The organism is Chitinophaga hostae (assembly GCF_018224885.1).
Classification (GTDB): domain Bacteria; phylum Bacteroidota; class Bacteroidia; order Chitinophagales; family Chitinophagaceae; genus Chitinophaga; species Chitinophaga hostae.
Genome location: NZ_JAGTXB010000007.1, coordinates 1 through 16,520, shown reverse-complemented (window position 1 = coordinate 16,520; position 16,520 = coordinate 1). Strand labels below are relative to the sequence as shown.

The window sequence follows — 16,520 nt, the reverse complement described above, 5'->3', positions numbered from 1 at the left end:
TTTGGCATCCTACTTATTGATTATCTCTATGTACACATCGATATCCGGTTGTTTGTGCAGGAAACCCGCCAACTCGTCATTCATCTCAATATTCCGGTTAAAAGTGTGCAGCTTTGCCTGTGTTTGGTCATCGCGGTCGGTCAGATGTACGTGGAGCACGCTGTTACCCGGGAAGCGGTTTACATTGTCTACCAGGAAGTCTACCGTTTGTTTGTTGATGCACTTGGGCATGGTGTTGAGATACACCTGCTTGGTATGTGTTTTCTTTACCTCCTGCAGCAGTTGTATGCCATTTACCTTAAACTCGTACTCGTTATCATTGAAGCGTTTGGATTTGAATCCGCCATTGATAAAGAGGCAAAGACCGGCTTTGAGGTAGGGGGCAAAGCGGATAAAGTCTTCACTCCAAAGGGCAAATTCAAATTTACCTGTATAGTCTTCGATGGTCATTACTCCAAACTGCCGGTTATTACGGGAAATCCTTTCCTGTGCGCCGGTAATGTATACCGCCAGGCGGAAGTTACGTTCCCTGGAGCGGCCGCCATTGCCGCCGGGCTGGGAAATCTCCGTTTGGTATTCCAGCAGCTCCTGTATGGAGTTCATGTGGTAATGTTTCATTTCAAAGCGATAGTCATCGAGCGGATGTCCGGAGATGTAGATACCGGTGATATCCCTTTCATTGTTCAGCTTCATGATCAGCGGCCAGGCGTCGCATGCAGGAATTTTGGGTGGTTCCACATCCGGCAGGTCGTCGGCGCCAAAGAGGCTGCCCATATTGGAGGAGCCGGCGGTTACCTGCTGACCGAATTTCACGATCTTATCGAGGCCATTGAGCTGTTCGCCCTCCGGTTTATGAAAATACTGTGCGCGGTGCAGTTCGGGGAAACTATCGAATGCTCCGGACATCACCAGGGCTTCCAGTGATTTTTTATTGACAGCGCGTTGGTTAACGCGCTTGATAAAGTCGAATATGTTTTTGAAAGGACCATCTTTTTTACGCTCTTCCAGCAGGTTTTCAATAGCGGCCTCACCCACACCTTTCAATCCTCCGAGCCCGAAACGGACCTGGCCTTGTTTATTCACCGCAAAACCTTTGAACGACTCATTCACATCGGGCGGTAATACGTCGATGCCCATACGTTTGGACTCTTCCATGAAGAAGGTGATCTTCTCAATATTGCTGGCACAGTTCAGTACGGCGGCCATATATTCGGAAGGGTAGTGGGCTTTCAGGTAAGCCGTCTGGTAGGCTACGAACGCATAACAGGTAGAGTGCGATTTGTTGAAGGCATAGGAGGCGAAGGCTTCCCAGTCGGTCCATACTTTTTCGCAGACTTTAGGATCGTGGCCATTTTGGGCGCAGCCTTCCATGAACTGGGCCTTCATTTTGTTCAGTACCGCGATCTGCTTTTTACCCATTGCCTTACGGAGTACGTCGGCATCACCTTTGGAGAAGCCTGCCAGTTTCTGGCTCAGCAACATCACCTGTTCCTGGTATACCGTGATACCGTAGGTATCGTTGAGGTATTCCTCCATTTCAGCGATGTCGTATTGTACGGGCTCCAGGCCATGTTTACGGCGGATAAACGAAGGGATGTACTCCAGTGGTCCCGGGCGGTACAAGGCGTTCATCGCAATGAGGTCATCGAACCTATCGGGCTTCAGCTCCCGCAGGTACTTCTGCATACCGGGCGACTCGAACTGGAACGTAGCGTTTGTTTCGCCTTTCTGATACAGGTCGTAGGTTTTGGCATCATCCAGCGGAATATTGTCTATTTCGATGCTGATACCGTGGTTCTGACGGATCAGCTCCAGTGCGCCTTTGATAATGGTGAGGGTTTTCAGCCCCAGGAAGTCCATCTTGATTACGCCGGCCGACTCGATAATGCTGCCTTCAAACTGGGTCACCAGCAGGTCGGAGTCTTTCGCGGTCGACACCGGGATCAGGTCGTACAGATCCTGCGGGGCGATGATGATACCCGCCGCATGGATACCGGTGTTACGTACAGAGCCTTCGAGTACACAGGCCTCGCGCAGCACTTCTCCCTGCAGATCGGCGCCTTTAATGAGTTCCCGCAGCTTTTTCACGTTTTCAATGTCTTCACCGGCGAGCCCTTCTTTATCGGCGAGACTTTTTTCACCATCGAGGGGGGCGTTAAAGATCCGGTCCAGCTGAATACCGGGCTTGTCCGGCACCAGTTTAGCGAGACCGTTGGAATCGATCAGCGGGAGGTCCATTACACGCGCCACGTCCTTGATACTCATTTTAGCGGCCATGGTACCATAGGTGATGATCTGCGCCACCTGGTTACGGCCATATTTCTGTACTACGTAGTCGATCACCTTTTGACGGCCCTCATCATCGAAGTCCGTATCAATATCGGGCATGCTCTTACGTTCCGGGTTAAGGAAACGCTCAAACAGGAGATTATACTTAATGGGATCTATATTGGTGATACCAATACAGTAGGCTACCGCCGAACCGGCTGCCGATCCGCGTCCCGGGCCTATAAATACGCCCAGTTCACGCCCTGCCTTGATGAAGTCGGCCACAATGAGGAAGTAACCGGCAAACCCCATGTTTTCGATTACCTGCAGTTCAAAGTTGATGCGTTCTTCAATATCGGCGGTCATTTCCAGGTACCTGCTGCGCGCCCCTTCGTAGGTGATATGACGCAGGTACTGATCCTGGGTGATGAACTCTTTTGGAATAGGGAAGTTGGGCAGCAGGATATCCCTTTTGAGGTCCAGCAGCTGTACCTTATCTACAATTTCGTTGGTGTTATCGATGGCCTGCGGAAGATCATGAAACAGCTGGCTCATTTCTTCCGTTGTCTTGAAATAGAACTGGTCGTTATAAAACGCGAAGCGTCCTTTCTTGCCGCCGGCGCTGTCGTCGTCCGAAAAATCCTTGTTGGTAGGGGTACTTTTCTTCTCGCCGGTATTAATACAAAGCAGGATATCGTGCGCATTGGCATCTGCCTGATCCACATAGTGGGAGTCGTTGGAGGCGATCACCTTTACATTGTATTTCTCTGCAAAGCGCAGCAATACAACGTTTACCTTTTCCTGCTCCGGGATGCCGTGGCGTTGTAACTCTACATAATAATCTTCTCCAAAAATATCGAGCCACCAGCGAAATTCTTTTTCGCCTTCTTCTTCTCCATTGCGCAAAATGACGCGGGGTACAGAGGCGCCAAGACAACAAGTAGTAGCGATCAGTCCTTTGTGGTACTGCAGCACCAGTTCCTTATCGATACGGGGGTACTTACCGTACAGTCCTTCCATATACCCGAGGGAACAGAGTTTGATAAGGTTGCGATAGCCTTCATCATCTTTGGCGAGTAATACCTGGTGGTAGCGTATATCTTTTTCCTCTCTTGTAAACGCACGTTTATGACGGTTTTCTACCACATAGAATTCGCAGCCTACAATGGGTTTTACCTTCAGTCTTTTATCTTTTGGATCACCCGGATTTAATTTGTTGTTATATGCTTCCGCCACAAACTGAAATGCGCCAAACATATTACCGTGGTCTGTAATCGCCAATGCCGGCTGATTAGAGGCCATCGCTTTTTTATACAGCGATTTAATATCGGCGGCGCCGTCCAGTAACGAGTATTGGGTATGTACGTGTAAGTGGGAAAAAATCATCAGCGAGTCGTTTTCGTCAAGGAGCAAAAGTAAACTAAAAAGCAGCAGAAAGCAAAAAGGTATTAAAGCGGATAATAGAGCGGAGGGGAGCGCCTTCGGCGCTTGTCTTTGGGCAGGATTAATTTGATTATGATGATTATACTGATTTTAGCTTTTTCAGGGCCTTGTCTTTATCCCCTTGTCTAATGCATTACAAGAAAAATAATCATCTTTCAAAAAAAGAAATAAAATCAGTATAATCATCATAATCAAATTAATCCTGCCCAAAGACAAGCGCCGAAGGCGCTCCCCATTCGCATATTCCAAATTTGTAAATCGCTATATATTTGTATTTTAGCGAAAATTTAGCCAGGCTTATGATCAGAGTAAAGGGACACCTATTTGTGAAGTTATCGATTTGTGCATTGTCACTTAGTTCCTGCGCTTCGTTGAAGAAAGGTACTGCTAATAAAAAAAATACTGCAGCACCCGCTGCCGCCAACAACAGGCGGGTGGAATTTATAGATGGCATTGCCACCAACCGTCATCCCCGCAACAATAGTAATGATCGTAGCAGAGAGATAGGTATCAGTAAAAATATCACCAGGGGTAGTGCCAACCTGGAGAATGCGCAAAGCTGGCAGTTTAAATACGCGCAACTGCTCGATGTTGCGGTGGAAGATGTATTGAATCAGAAGCTGTATAGTTTTATTGATGAGTGGTGGGGCACGCCCTATCGCCTGGGTGGTAAAACAAGAGATGGAATTGATTGCTCAGGATTCGTGAATACCCTGATGAATGCTGTATTCCAGCTGGGACTTTCCGGTAACTCCACCGATCTTTATACACAGGTAAAAAGATTGCCGGTGAAAGATCTGCATGAAGGGGACCTGGTATTTTTCCGCATTCATCATAAACGTATTTCTCACGTAGGGATTTACCTGGAGAACGACAAGTTTGTACATGCCTCCACCAGCGCAGGCGTAATGATCAGCGATCTTAAAGAGCCTTACTGGAAGCGGTATTTTGCCGGAGGGGGCAGGTTATAGCCGCTTCTACACATTTGTTTTATTGTTAATTTTATCCGATTTTTACCCTTTTAACTTAATACCTGCCTTGCGCAGGACTTTTCACATCATGGAATTTGCTCCTATCGTACTATTTGTTTACAACAGGCCGGTTCTGACGCTTAGCACGTTACAGCATCTGAGCAGGAATAAGGAAGCGAAGGAGAGTACCCTGTATGTTTATTGTGACGGGCCTAAAGCCGGCGCTTCTACTGAGCAGTTGCAGCTGGTGAAACAGGTGCGGGAAATTGTACACCGGGAGCCCTGGTGTGGCCGGGTGATTGTGCTGGAAGCAGAGCAGAACAAAGGTTTGGCCACATCGGTGATTGATGGTGTTACGGAAGTGATCAGTAAACATGGAAAAGTAATTGTATTGGAAGATGATCTTACGGTGTCTCCTTTCTTTCTGCAATATATGAACGATGGCCTTCACCGGTATGAGCATGCTGAAAAGGTATTGGCGGTGCATGGTTATCTGTATCCGTTTACCATACCGGCAAATTACAAGCCCTCAACCTTTTTGGTGCATGACCCGGGCAGCCTGGGCTGGGGAACGTGGAGCCGTGCCTGGAGCAAGTTTGAACGGGATACTGATAAAGTAATCGAACAGATTAAAGCCAAAGGTTTAAAAGCAGCATTTGATTTCTGGGGTGCTTATCCTTTTTTCCGGATGCTGCATCAGCATAAGCACGGAAAAGTAAGTTCATGGGCTATTCGCTGGCGGGCTACTGCTTATCTATACGATATGCTCACCCTTTACCCGGTGAAATCATTGGTAAGACATGACGGTAACGTGGCCGCGGCTACCCATCATTTCAAGGAAGAAGATTGGTTGTATACAGAAATATACCAGCAACCCGTTCCGGTAGAAGATATCCCGGTAGAGAATAATCTGCCGATGGAAAGGGTGTTTGCGAAATTCCTCCGGGCAAATGCGGGAATGACCATACAAGCGAAAATAAAAAACAGGCTCAAAAAATACTGGAGAAAAATAACTGGCCATGCTTAAACTTGTTCGGAATATATTCAGAAAAATGAAGCGGGAAGTGATTTCACCGGTTTCCTGGAATAACCTGAGAAAGCTGCAACCCGTTTCCACTACCTTTGGATGGGACAGGGGCACGCCGGTTGACCGGCATTATATTGCTGCTTTCCTGGATACCTATCGTGCCGATGTACGGGGTCATGTGCTGGAAATAGCAGAGAGCAGTTATTCGAAAAAATATGGCGCACAGGTAAGCAGTTTTGAGGTATTGCATGTGCAACCCGGGGCCCATGTGACCATTGTAGGAGATCTGACAAATAAAGCTTCGTTGCCTGCTGATAAAATTGATTGTTTTATCTGTACACAGACCTTTAACTTTATCTACGATTTTAAAACAGCCATTGAAGGCGCCCATCACCTGTTAAAACCCGGTGGCGTGCTGCTGGCTACGCTGGCCGGTGCTACGCAGATATCGGCTTATGATCAGCAGCGCTGGGGCGATTATTGGAGATTTACTGTTCAGTCGGCCGAAAAAGTTTTTGGTGAAATTTTTGGGAAAGAAAATATTGAGATCATTTCTTACGGTAATGTGCTCACCTGTACGGCCATCCTGCAGGGGATTTCGGCGGAAGAACTGTTGCCGGAAGAATTGAATTATCATGATCCGGTGTATCCGATTATCATTGCCGTGCGTGCCAGAAAGGCGTAACGTGGTAAAATGTAGTATTATCTGATGGGAAACGCAAGTAAAAAAATATTTTCTGTGTTGCACTACGTCGCCAACAAGGTGCAGCGTCCGGCAGTTGTTTTACTCTATCACCGGGTTACCACCCTGCAGCAGGATCCGCAAGAGCTGTCTGTTACCCCTGCTAACTTCAATGCACAAATGGGCCACCTGGCCAGCGACTACAATGTATTGGATGCGGATCGTTTTTTATACCACGTAAAAAATAAAAAGGCATTTCCGGAGCGTTCCGTGTTTGTAACATTTGACGATGGCTATGCAGATAATTATCACGAAGCCCTGCCTTTGCTGACCCGGCATGAGGTACCGGCATTATTCTATATTACTACTTCAAAGATCAATACGTCGTATGAATTGTGGTGGGACGACCTGGAACGTGTGCTGCTGACAGACGGTAACCTGCCGCCGACTTTAACGATCAATATTGACGGGCAAACCTGGCAATATGCCACGGGCACGCTCACGGCTATACGGGAAACATACTACGCGTTACAGCAGGTGCTGCGTTTCTGTAAGCCGGCCGTGATTGAATCGGCGATGGCGCAGTTGTATGAATGGTCGGGGAAAACCGCCACAGGCCGGCCTTCGCACCGGTTGATGACCTGGGAGGAGCTAAGGGCCATGGGAAATACTGACTATGCGGCGATTGGTTGTCATACGCATCGGCATCCCGCAGTGGGCATGCTGTCGTACGAAGAGCAGTATACTGAAATAGGGATGTCGAAAGAAATCCTGGAAGGCGTGCTGAGCGCACCCCAGGTACATTTTTCCTATCCTTTTGGCGGTCGTAAATTCCTGGGTACTAAACGCTATTACAATGCAGACAGTATAAAAGTGTGTAAGGCGCTGGGGTTACAGCTGGTATGCGCCAATTACCACGGGCAGGTGCATTCCTGGAGCAATCCTTTTGCGTTGCCCCGTATCCTGGTGCGTGACTGGCCTCTTGATGAATTTCGCAGCCATATGCAACAGTTCTTTAAATACTAGCGGGTGAAGATACTTTTTATCAATAAATATGAGAACAGCGGAGGTGCGGCAATTGCTGCGCAACGGATAGCGGAAGGGCTGGCGGCGTATTACCATACAGAGAATCATTTCCTGGTGGGTACGCATACAGCATCGGCGGCGGCAACGCCTACCCGTCCGGGGATGGTGCGTAATGTGATAGAAAGGGGACTCAATGTGCTCAGCAACCGGGTAGGATTACAATATCTCTATTTTCCATTTTCATCACCGGCTATTATGCGTGCGGCGCGTGCGTTTCAGCCCGATGTGATTAGTCTTCATAATATTCACGGCGGTTATTTTGATGCGTCGTTATTGCCGCGGTTGTCTGCTGTAGCCCCTATTGTATGGACGCTGCATGATATGTGGGCGTTGACCGGCAACGCAGCGCATACCTTTGGCGACAACAGCTGGAAAGCCGGCAGAGCGGGCAAATCGGAGCATAAACATTCGCCCGCGATGGGCCTGCCCAATGGAAATTACCTGATGAAAAGAAAGCAGCGGCTGTATGCAGCCAGCGATCTGCATATTGTATCACCATCGGAATGGCTGTACAATATGACCCTGGAAAGTCCGTTGACAAGAGAAGAACCACTGTTTCATATTCCCAACCCTATTGACACGGATTATTTCCGGCCACAGGATAAAGCGGCCTCGAGGCAGGCATTGGGCTTGCCGGCAGATGCGCAGGTGATCACCTTTGTATCTGAACGCCTCTTTAATTCTGAGTTTAAAGGCGGCGCAGAACTGCTGAAGATCCTGCATTTGCTGGATGAACAGCTGGACCGCCCCGTGCATTTGCTGATGATAGGAAAGGACCGGCTGCCGGGTACCTTCAAACACCTGCAGTGCGTGTATACCGGCTATGTGAGCGACACCATGAAGATGATGCAGTGTTACAGCGCCGGCGATATTTTCTTTTATCCTACTAAGGCAGATAATTTGCCGAATGTATTAATAGAAGCAGGCAGTTGTGAAACGGCCTGCATTACTTTTGATGTAGGTGGCTGCCGGGAAATTGTAAAGCATGGAGAAACGGGGTATGTGATTTCCCCGGGCAACCAGCAACAGTTTGCTTCACTTACATTATCGTTGTTAAACGATCCGGCTGCCTGCCGGCAATTTGGGAAAACAGCCAGAACCTATATAGAACAGCATTTTGGCATGCAGGTAGTAGCCCGGCAATACTATGAATTGTTTCAATCCGTGGTAAAGGAACCACTATAAATAATTAAATGAACAAACCCTCGTTTCCGGTATTGAGCATTATCACGGTATGTTTCAACGCCGGCAAATTTATTGAAAGCACTATCCAGAGTGTGCTGGCGCAAACATATCCGCATATTGAATACATTATTGTGGATGGCGCTTCCAGGGACAATACCATGGAAGTGATTGAAAAGTACCGTTCGCGTATTGCCACCGTGATCTCTGAAAAGGACAAAGGCTTGTATGATGCCATGAACAAAGGAATGCAACTGGCAACAGGCGAATACCTGTTGTTCCTGAATGCGGACGATGTACTGGCAGATAAGGAGGTGGTCAGTAAAATGTTGGCGGCATGCGCCGATGCCGATGTATATTACGGCGAAGCTATGTTTATGGATGAAAATGGCGTGGACATAGGGTTACGTTCCGAACAAACTCCGCATAAAGTGCCGGATCAGCTTACCTGGAAGAGCTTAAAACATGGTATGGTGGTATCGCATCAGGCGTATATTATCCGTCGCAGTCTGAGCCCGTTGTACGATTTGCAATATAAGGTTTGTGCAGATATAGACTGGATGATCCGTACCCTGAAAGCATCCCGTAATATCTGTAATAGCCGGCAGGTGGTGGCCCGGTTCAGGGTAGGAGGCACCTCCAAGCAACATCAGCAGCTGGCGTGGAAAGAGCGGTATAAGATATTGAGCCGGTACTATGGGCATATTCCCAATTTTGCGCATCATTTGTTTATCGGGTTGCGGTATATTTTTTCGAAACGATATTGAGTAAAGCGGAGGGGAGCGCCTTCGGCGCTTGTCTTTGCCCAGGATTAGTATGATTGTGATGATTATACTGATTTTAGCTTTTTCAAATTGATATCTTTATCCTGCTGGCTAATGCTTTCAGCAGAAGGTAATCATCTTTCAAAAAAGAAATATAATCAGTTTAATCATCACAATCATATTAATCCTGGGCGAAGACAAGCGCCGAAGGCGCTCCCCTCCGCTGCATTTTGCTAATAGCTAACGGCTACCAGCTAACTCCTTATAAAATGCCCATCCGAAAATCACTACCACCAGTAATAATAACAGGGTAGAAGAGATGCCTGCAATCTTCAAACCGGTGAAGACGGTAGTCGGTTCAAACCGCATTTCAACTTTGTGGTCGCCTGCAGGAATTTTCAATCCGCGCAGCGCATAGTCGGTACGGATGATGTCTGCTGGCTGCCCGTCGATGAATGCTTTCCAGCCGGCAGGGTAGTATATTTCAGAGAATACGCCGAAGCCATCCTGTGTGTTGTGCGTGGTGTATTCCAGTTTATTGGGCCCGTATTTGGTGAGTTTGATCACGGCAGCGCTATCGGCGTGTGTTTTGAAATTGCCCAGCTGTTGTGTGAAACGTTTGTCGATCACAGCAGAGTCGCGGGTATTCAGGTAGTCCAGCGTTTTCATTTCCGTATTGGCATCGGGCGCCCAGATGATATCTTTTACAAACCATGCGTTGCCATAAGCATCCGGGTTACGTTGTGCAATAGGTTGTCCGCTTTTTTGATCAGGAACAATAAAATATTTCGTGTTGAGCATATTCAGCACGTGCATATTTTGTTTGGAGATCTGGTGGGTGATGAGATCCTGGTAGATCCACAATTTGGCAGGGCTGTAACCGCCGATGTTTTTGTGGAAATAGGAAGGAGAGGCATCGTCGAACGGCGCGGTGGTAAGATTGAATACGCGGTAATACGGATCAGGATCCTGTTTGATCTGTTGATCGGCCGGAGAGGGCTGCATCGCCTGCATATAGCTCATGTCATCCACGAAGCTCTCGCTGTTGAGGTAGTTTCTGTCTACCTGCAGCAAGTCGATCGCTACCGCTGCGGTGATCACCAATGCAGCTACCTGCCATTTCATTTTGTTTTCCAGGAATGCCCAGATGGCGGCGGCGGCGATGGCGATGAATATCGCGGAGCGGAAGCTGTCTTTCAGCAATAAGCTGCTGCGGTCTTTTTCCAGTGCGCGGATCAGGAGTTTGGCGTTTTCTTCGCCACCCATGGCCTGTGCAAAATAGGAGATCATATTGGCATCGCTGGCGCTGCTGAAGCCTACAAAGAAGTTGGTGATCAGGATAAAGCCGATGATGGCGCCTCCGGTGATCAGCAGGGCTTGTTTCAGTTTTTTCAGCAGTTCCGCTTTGGTATGTTTGCCATCGGCTACTTCCTGCAGGCCCCAGCATCCGAGTACTACAAAGGTGAGGGAAGGCAGTACCAGCGCCTGTGCCGGCGCGCGGAACTTATTATATAAGGGGAGGTGATAGAACAGGAAGTCGTTGATGAAAGCCAGGTTCTTTCCCCATGCCAGTATAAATCCAACAACGGTTACGGCAATCAGCCACCATTTGTGCCAGCTCTTTACTAACAGTAATGATAATACGAAAAGGAAGCAGATAATAGCGCCCACATATACCGGGCCCGAAGTGCCTTTTGACTGTGCGCCATAGTATAATGGAAGTTTCTGCTGATCGAGGAACTGTTCTACCTGTGCCGCGGGTACGCCGAGACTTTGCATTTGCTCTGCAAAGTGGGAAGTGGTGCTTAGTTTCTGGCCGGAGGAATTACCTGCATAGCCTGGGATCAGGAGTGTGCCTGATTCTGCTTTGCCATAGCTCCAGTCGTATGCGTATTCGATATCGAGACCTGTTGATTTCTTTTGCGCCACATCGCCCTGATCCAGGGTCAGCTCAGATTTGCTGCCGCGCATGGTATAGTCGGTATACTCGCGGAGCATCAGCAGGCTGTCCATAGACGTGAGTACGGCAAGGGCGCCGGCGATGGCCAGCAGACCGGAGGCTTTAAAGAACTGTGGCAGTTGTTTCTCCCGAAGGGCATGAACAAAAGCGCCAACAGCCAGGCAGGCCACCATAATCAGTGTATAATAGATGATTTGCAGGTGGTTATTGTAGATGAGCATCCCGGTAGCCAATGCGGTTAAGGCGGCGCCGGTCAGCAGTTTACCACGGTAGGTAAGGATGATACCGGCCAGTACAGCAGGCATCAGGGCGATGTCGAACATTTTGGTGACGTGGCCCACATCGATGATGATCACGTTGTACGAGCAAAAGGCAAAGGCGATGGCGCCCATTACGCGGATCCAGTATTTAAAGTCGAGGATGCATAAGAGCAGGTACATGCTCATCATGGCCAGGAACAACATATTAATAGGGAAGGGGGTTTTCAGGGTGATAACCCAGTTCATATACCCCATTTTATTGGTACCCGGACCGGTATATATCACATAGGAGGGCATGCCCGAGAACATGCTGTTGGTCCATAGGGGACGTTCACCGGTTGCTTCGTAATAGTCCTTTGCCTCTTTCGCCATTCCCTCCACATTCTTCATGTCGGCCTGGTTAACAACTTTGCCTTCCAGGACGGGAGAACAATACATCACTGCGAGCAGCAGGAAGATACCTATTGCTGCAAGATGCGGAAGAATGGCTTTTAGCCAGTTTTGCTTCATCGGATATTTTGGATTTAGTTTTAAAGAAACAAAAATAACTGTAATTTATCCGAAATTTCAATATGCGCTGGATCCGGTTCCTCTTAAAATTTGCATTTATATGCAATCTGTGCTTTCTCATCAGTGAAATCCTGCGTATTACGGTATATGACCATTCATTGGATACGGTGGTCAATCATGTGCTGGTATTGGGTGTGGGGATTGCTTTCCCTTTGAATGGGTTGGTTTGTGTGCTGACGGGTGTGTTGCTGTTGTTAAAAAAAATACAATGGTCATCTTTACCGCCCTGGTTATATTTACTCAACATTGCCATTTTTATATTTCAACTTATAGTTAATTATTAAATGATCAGGAATCTTTTAAACGATAAGCCCACAAAACTGTTTGTGATCTTCACCAGTTTTTTTGTGGCCAACGCGCTGATTGCAGAATGCATAGGCGGTAAGTTGTTTTCCCTCGAAAAATTACTGGGGCTGCCGGTACATACCTTTTCCCTGTTTGGAGAAAGCGGGTTGTCTTACACGCTTACGGCAGGGGTATTGTTATGGCCGCTTGAGTTTGTGATGACGGATATTGTGAATGAATACTTCGGTCCCAAAGCGGTGCGTCGTATTTCGTATATAGCGGTGGCGCTGATTTCCTATGCCTTTATTATGTTCCTGGTAGCCATGAGCGTGCCGGCAGACGGATGGTGGATAGGCAGCAAGGCCGCAGATGGCGTACCTGATATGCAAACGGCTTTCACCAGCATATTCGGGCAGGGCATGTGGATCATCCTGGGTAGCTTAACGGCTTTCCTGGTGAGCCAGATTGTAGATGTGACCGTATTTCACCGGATTAAGAAACGCACCGGTGAAAAGCATGTATGGCTGAGGGCTACGGGATCTACCGTGGTATCGCAGCTGGTCGACAGTTTTATTGTATTGTACATTGCGTTTAAATTGGGTAATAACTGGAGCTGGCAGCGGGTGCTGGCTATCTGTATGGTGAACTACAGCTATAAATTTGTATTGGCAGTAGTGCTCACGCCGTTGATCTATTTACTGGAACACCGGGTAGACCGTTACCTGGGACATGATACCGCTAAGAAAATGAAGGCTGCTGCCATGGGGAAAGAGCATCCGTTCGAAGAACCGGTGACGAATGAGTAAAGCGCGACTATTGAGCGCCTTCGGCGCTTGTCTTTGGGCAGGATTTAGATGATTATTATGATTTCACCTTTTTCTGATCTATATCTTTATCCTGTTGCTGAATGCTTCACATGAAAGAAATCATCTTTCAAAAAAAGAAATAAAATCACAATAATCATCTTAATCATCTAAATCCTGCCCAAAGACAAGCGCCGAAGGCGCTCCCTCTCCGCTCCTAATATTTATCTTTGATGATATCTGCTACGACTTTATCGATCGGTAAAGTAACCGCTTCGGCTGAAAATTCGTTCCAGTCTATCCAGCGGGCCCGCTCTACTTCTTCTGCGCCTTCGGGTATGGTAAAATCAAACGGGGTAGCGCCTACGTTGGCAGTGAAAGGAGAGGCAGGTGTAACGAGGTAGTAGATGGAAATAATCTGTGTTTCGTTGTCAAAAGCGGAGATCTGGAAGAAGTCGGTGGTATAGATATGCTCCACTACTTTTACATCCTGTCCCAGTTCTTCCTGCCATTCTCTTACAATACATTCCAGGGTACCTTCCCCGAATTCAAGTCCGCCGCCGGGGAATTTGGTATAATAACCCCCACGGATATACTCATCGCTTACCAGCACCTGTTGCTGGTCGTTGATCATGATACCGTATACTCTTACGTTAAATCCAGTTTGCATATTATTGTGTTGATAGGGTTAGAACCATTTCTTCTTCATAAAATACCAGCTGATCACCACAGAAATGGCGATGGAAAGAATGACCGGTATATAAAAAGCGTGCATGGTATGCTGATAGGGAATATCTACGTTCATGCCATAGATGCTGGCCACCAGCATGGGAAAGGTAAGGATGATGGTGATAGAGGTAAGCCGCTTCATCACCACGTTGAGGTTATTGGAAATGATGCTGGCAAAGGCATCCATGGTACTGCTGAGGATATTGGTATATACGTTGGCCATTTCCAGCGCCTGCGAGGTATCTACGATCAGATCCTGCAGGAATTCCTTTTCATCTTCATTGAGTCCGAGGAAATTGGTACGTTCCAGCTTCATGAGCAGGAGTTCGTTACTGCGCAGGGCGGTTACAAAATATACCAGGCTTTTCTGGATCCGCATAATACCCAACAGCTCTTCGTTCCGGTTGGAGTCGTAGAGCTTGGCTTCCAGCATATTTCTGCGCTGGTTGATTTCTTTCAGGTAATCCAGGAAGTTGATGACTACCTTCTCGAATATTTTCAGCACCATCATATTCCTTTTTTCGGGAGAGCGGTTATGAAAAGTATTCAGGAACTTTTTGATAGCGGTGTTATCAAAGGAATTCACGGTAATGATCTGGTGGTGGGTCAGGATTATCACAATCGGGATCGTGATATAGAAGGCTTCACTTTCGTTGATCGAATTGTTTTCGGTAGGCGTTTTCAGTACAATGAGTTTTACATTGTCTTCCAGCTCATACCTTGCCTTTTCGTCAATATCCAGGGAATCCGTGAGGAAGTCGAGGGGAACGCCCAATTCCTCGGATAACTGTTCAAATTCAGCCTGTTTAAGGGGAGGGGTAATATTTACCCAGACACCGTTATCCGGCTGTTTTATTTCTACAGTTTTGGAATCTATATTTGTGAAATACTGGATCATCGGGCGCAAAGGTAGTTAAAATGTTGAATCCTGTTTGCATTTGGTGTAATATTGCACATCAAGGGATAGATAATTTTATTTATATATAAATGGGCGTAATAAAGCAACAGAGCATTAATTCAACAATACTGATTTACCTGGGGTTTGCGGTAGGAGGTATTAATATTGTTTTCCTGTTTCCCCATATATTCGGGGATGAGCAGTTTGCGCTGACCCGCCTGTTACCGGAAATTGCCATGATCATGGTGCCCATCTGTACCCTGAGTTCGGTGCCTACCATCAGCCGGTTTTTCCCTTATTATTCCGGCCACCTGAAGGATAAAGATAACGATATGTTAACCTGGGCGCTGCTGGCTACGGTAGTGGGGTTTGCCTTGTTTGTGACGGGTACTTTCTTTTTTAAGGGTATGATAATCAATGCCTATATTGAGAACTCACGCTTGTTTATCGATTATTTCTACCTCTTATATCCTAATGTTTTCTTATTTGCGTTGTTCGGCGTTCTGGAGAGTTACAGCGGTTCCCGGCATCTGTCGGTATTCCCTAATTTTCTGAAGGAGGTGTTACTGCGTTTACTCACTACCCTATTAATGGTGATCTATTATTTTAAATGGATCAGTCTCGATACTTTCTTCTGGTTGTTTTCTCTTTTATATGGGGTGCTGTTGGTGGCGTTGCTGGTATACCTGCGTAAGCATCACTACCTGCACTTTACGTTTAGAGTGAGCCGGGTTACGCGCCGGTTGTCCGGGAGGATGGCTACGTACTCCTTGTCACTGCTGGGCGCCACCTTGTTTTCGTTGCTGGCGAAGAATATAGCGCCGCTTATCCTGGCCAGTACCAAAGGGCTCGGGGATGTAGCCTATCTTGTGGTTGTTACCTATGTGTCCATGCTGATATTGATTCCGCAGCGCAGCATTTCCGCCATTGGTTTGCCGGTACTGGCACAGGCCTGGAAGGAACGGGATATGAAGAAGATAGATGAGGTGTATACGAAGTCGTCGTTGCTGCAGTTAGTTTACGGGTTGTTTATTTTTCTGATCATCTGGCTGAACATTGATAGTTTTTTCCGGTTGTTGCCGGAGGGTTACAGCCAGGGAAAATATGTGTTATTATACCTGGGTTTAGCGAGGGTGATCGATATGGGAACGGGGTTGAACAGCCAGGTGCTGGCTACTTCGCGTTTCTGGCGTTATGATTTATATAGTTCTGTTGTGTTGCTGGCATTATCTTTCCCGTTGAACTACTTCCTGATCCATGACTATGGAATGATAGGGTCTGGTTATGCGGAGTTGATTTCCATCTTCGTGTTTAATTTACTCCGGTACCTGTTTATCTGGATAAAGTTTGGCTTACAGCCATTTACACGGGATACGGTGAAGGCGATAGGAGTGGCGCTGGTAGCTTATTTCGGCACTATGTGGCTGCCGTTTATGATACACCCGATCTTTGATATTGCTGTCAGAGGTGCGTTGTTCGCTGCGATATTTGTTTCGCTGATACTGGTGTTCAGGGTGTCGGACGATATTAACAGTACGGTATATACGACGATTAATAAGTTAAGAGGAAGAAAATAGCCTGTTATAAATAAA

General features: G+C 47.3%; 13 protein-coding genes. 8 read left to right on the top strand and 5 right to left on the bottom strand.

The features are described 5' to 3' along the window. Positions 1 to 9: 9 nt before the first annotated feature. Complete coding sequence (gene dnaE / locus KE626_RS15855; RefSeq protein WP_211973901.1) at positions 10 to 3,654, bottom strand: DNA polymerase III subunit alpha; 3,645 nt, start codon at positions 3,652 to 3,654, stop codon at positions 10 to 12. 356 nt (positions 3,655 to 4,010) lie between these two features. Here dnaE and KE626_RS15850 point away from each other — a divergent pair, with 356 nt between their 5' ends. The 6 genes from KE626_RS15850 to KE626_RS15825 all read left to right on the top strand — a co-directional run bounded on the left by KE626_RS15850 (position 4,011) and on the right by KE626_RS15825 (position 9,426). Continuing rightward, positions 4,011 to 4,682, top strand: a complete 672-nt coding sequence (locus tag KE626_RS15850; protein WP_211973900.1) for a C40 family peptidase — start codon at positions 4,011 to 4,013, stop codon at positions 4,680 to 4,682. Between the two features lie 67 nt (positions 4,683 to 4,749). Next, positions 4,750 to 5,709: a hypothetical protein gene (locus KE626_RS15845; protein WP_211973899.1), complete on the top strand. Its 960-nt coding sequence runs from the start codon at positions 4,750 to 4,752 to the stop codon at positions 5,707 to 5,709. Then, entirely contained in the window at positions 5,702 to 6,394 is a 693-nt protein-coding gene (locus tag KE626_RS15840; protein WP_211973898.1) for a methyltransferase domain-containing protein, read from the top strand. Before KE626_RS15845 ends, KE626_RS15840 begins: the two co-directional genes overlap by 8 nt. A 24-nt stretch (positions 6,395 to 6,418) precedes the next feature. After that, complete coding sequence (locus KE626_RS15835; RefSeq protein WP_211973897.1) at positions 6,419 to 7,417, top strand: polysaccharide deacetylase family protein; 999 nt, start codon at positions 6,419 to 6,421, stop codon at positions 7,415 to 7,417. A 3-nt stretch (positions 7,418 to 7,420) separates the two neighbouring features. Then, on the top strand, positions 7,421 to 8,662 hold the full coding sequence (locus tag KE626_RS35070) for a glycosyltransferase (protein ID WP_211973896.1): 1,242 nt from the start codon (positions 7,421 to 7,423) through the stop codon (positions 8,660 to 8,662). 8 nt (positions 8,663 to 8,670) lie between these two features. Continuing rightward, complete coding sequence (locus tag KE626_RS15825; RefSeq protein WP_211973895.1) at positions 8,671 to 9,426, top strand: glycosyltransferase family 2 protein; 756 nt, start codon at positions 8,671 to 8,673, stop codon at positions 9,424 to 9,426. A 237-nt stretch (positions 9,427 to 9,663) separates the two neighbouring features. Here KE626_RS15825 and KE626_RS15820 read toward each other — a convergent pair whose 3' ends face one another. Together KE626_RS15820 and KE626_RS34880 are read right to left on the bottom strand one after the other, a co-directional pair. Then, positions 9,664 to 12,153, bottom strand: coding sequence for a YfhO family protein (locus KE626_RS15820; RefSeq protein WP_211973894.1), 2,490 nt, complete (start codon positions 12,151 to 12,153; stop codon positions 9,664 to 9,666). A 175-nt stretch (positions 12,154 to 12,328) separates the two neighbouring features. Continuing rightward, positions 12,329 to 12,460, bottom strand: coding sequence for a hypothetical protein (locus tag KE626_RS34880; protein ID WP_283093158.1), 132 nt, complete (start codon positions 12,458 to 12,460; stop codon positions 12,329 to 12,331). A 37-nt stretch (positions 12,461 to 12,497) separates the two neighbouring features. On the opposite strand from KE626_RS34880, the gene KE626_RS15815 reads away from it, so the two are divergent. Beyond that, positions 12,498 to 13,304 (top strand): queuosine precursor transporter, encoded by an 807-nt coding sequence (locus KE626_RS15815; RefSeq protein WP_211973893.1) that lies wholly within the window; start codon positions 12,498 to 12,500, stop codon positions 13,302 to 13,304. A 214-nt stretch (positions 13,305 to 13,518) separates the two neighbouring features. On the opposite strand, the gene KE626_RS15810 is transcribed toward KE626_RS15815, so the two are convergent. Both KE626_RS15810 and KE626_RS15805 read right to left on the bottom strand, forming a co-directional pair. Then, entirely contained in the window at positions 13,519 to 13,971 is a 453-nt protein-coding gene (locus KE626_RS15810) for an NUDIX domain-containing protein (RefSeq protein ID WP_211973892.1), read from the bottom strand. Between the two features lie 18 nt (positions 13,972 to 13,989). After that, the gene (locus tag KE626_RS15805; protein WP_211973891.1) at positions 13,990 to 14,928 is read right to left on the bottom strand and encodes a magnesium transporter CorA family protein; all 939 of its coding nucleotides are present in this window, start codon (positions 14,926 to 14,928) and stop codon (positions 13,990 to 13,992) included. A gap of 89 nt (positions 14,929 to 15,017) precedes the next feature. Here KE626_RS15805 and KE626_RS15800 point away from each other — a divergent pair, with 89 nt between their 5' ends. Next, on the top strand, positions 15,018 to 16,505 hold the full coding sequence (locus KE626_RS15800) for a lipopolysaccharide biosynthesis protein (protein ID WP_211973890.1): 1,488 nt from the start codon (positions 15,018 to 15,020) through the stop codon (positions 16,503 to 16,505). Positions 16,506 to 16,520 lie beyond the last annotated feature (15 nt).

What these genes read in the sequence shown, in the direction of transcription:
- dnaE (WP_211973901.1), bottom strand. Translation starts at nt 3,654, where the DNA reads ATGATTTTTTCCCACTTACACGTACATACCCAATACTCGTTACTGGAC.
- KE626_RS15850 (WP_211973900.1), top strand. Translation starts at nt 4,011, where the DNA reads ATGATCAGAGTAAAGGGACACCTATTTGTGAAGTTATCGATTTGTGCA.
- KE626_RS15840 (WP_211973898.1), top strand. Translation starts at nt 5,702, where the DNA reads ATGCTTAAACTTGTTCGGAATATATTCAGAAAAATGAAGCGGGAAGTG.
- KE626_RS15835 (WP_211973897.1), top strand. Translation starts at nt 6,419, where the DNA reads ATGGGAAACGCAAGTAAAAAAATATTTTCTGTGTTGCACTACGTCGCC.
- KE626_RS15825 (WP_211973895.1), top strand. Translation starts at nt 8,671, where the DNA reads ATGAACAAACCCTCGTTTCCGGTATTGAGCATTATCACGGTATGTTTC.
- KE626_RS15820 (WP_211973894.1), bottom strand. Translation starts at nt 12,153, where the DNA reads ATGAAGCAAAACTGGCTAAAAGCCATTCTTCCGCATCTTGCAGCAATA.
- KE626_RS34880 (WP_283093158.1), bottom strand. Translation starts at nt 12,460, where the DNA reads ATGTTGAGTAAATATAACCAGGGCGGTAAAGATGACCATTGTATTTTT.
- KE626_RS15815 (WP_211973893.1), top strand. Translation starts at nt 12,498, where the DNA reads ATGATCAGGAATCTTTTAAACGATAAGCCCACAAAACTGTTTGTGATC.
- KE626_RS15810 (WP_211973892.1), bottom strand. Translation starts at nt 13,971, where the DNA reads ATGCAAACTGGATTTAACGTAAGAGTATACGGTATCATGATCAACGAC.
- KE626_RS15805 (WP_211973891.1), bottom strand. Translation starts at nt 14,928, where the DNA reads ATGATCCAGTATTTCACAAATATAGATTCCAAAACTGTAGAAATAAAA.
- KE626_RS15800 (WP_211973890.1), top strand. Translation starts at nt 15,018, where the DNA reads ATGGGCGTAATAAAGCAACAGAGCATTAATTCAACAATACTGATTTAC.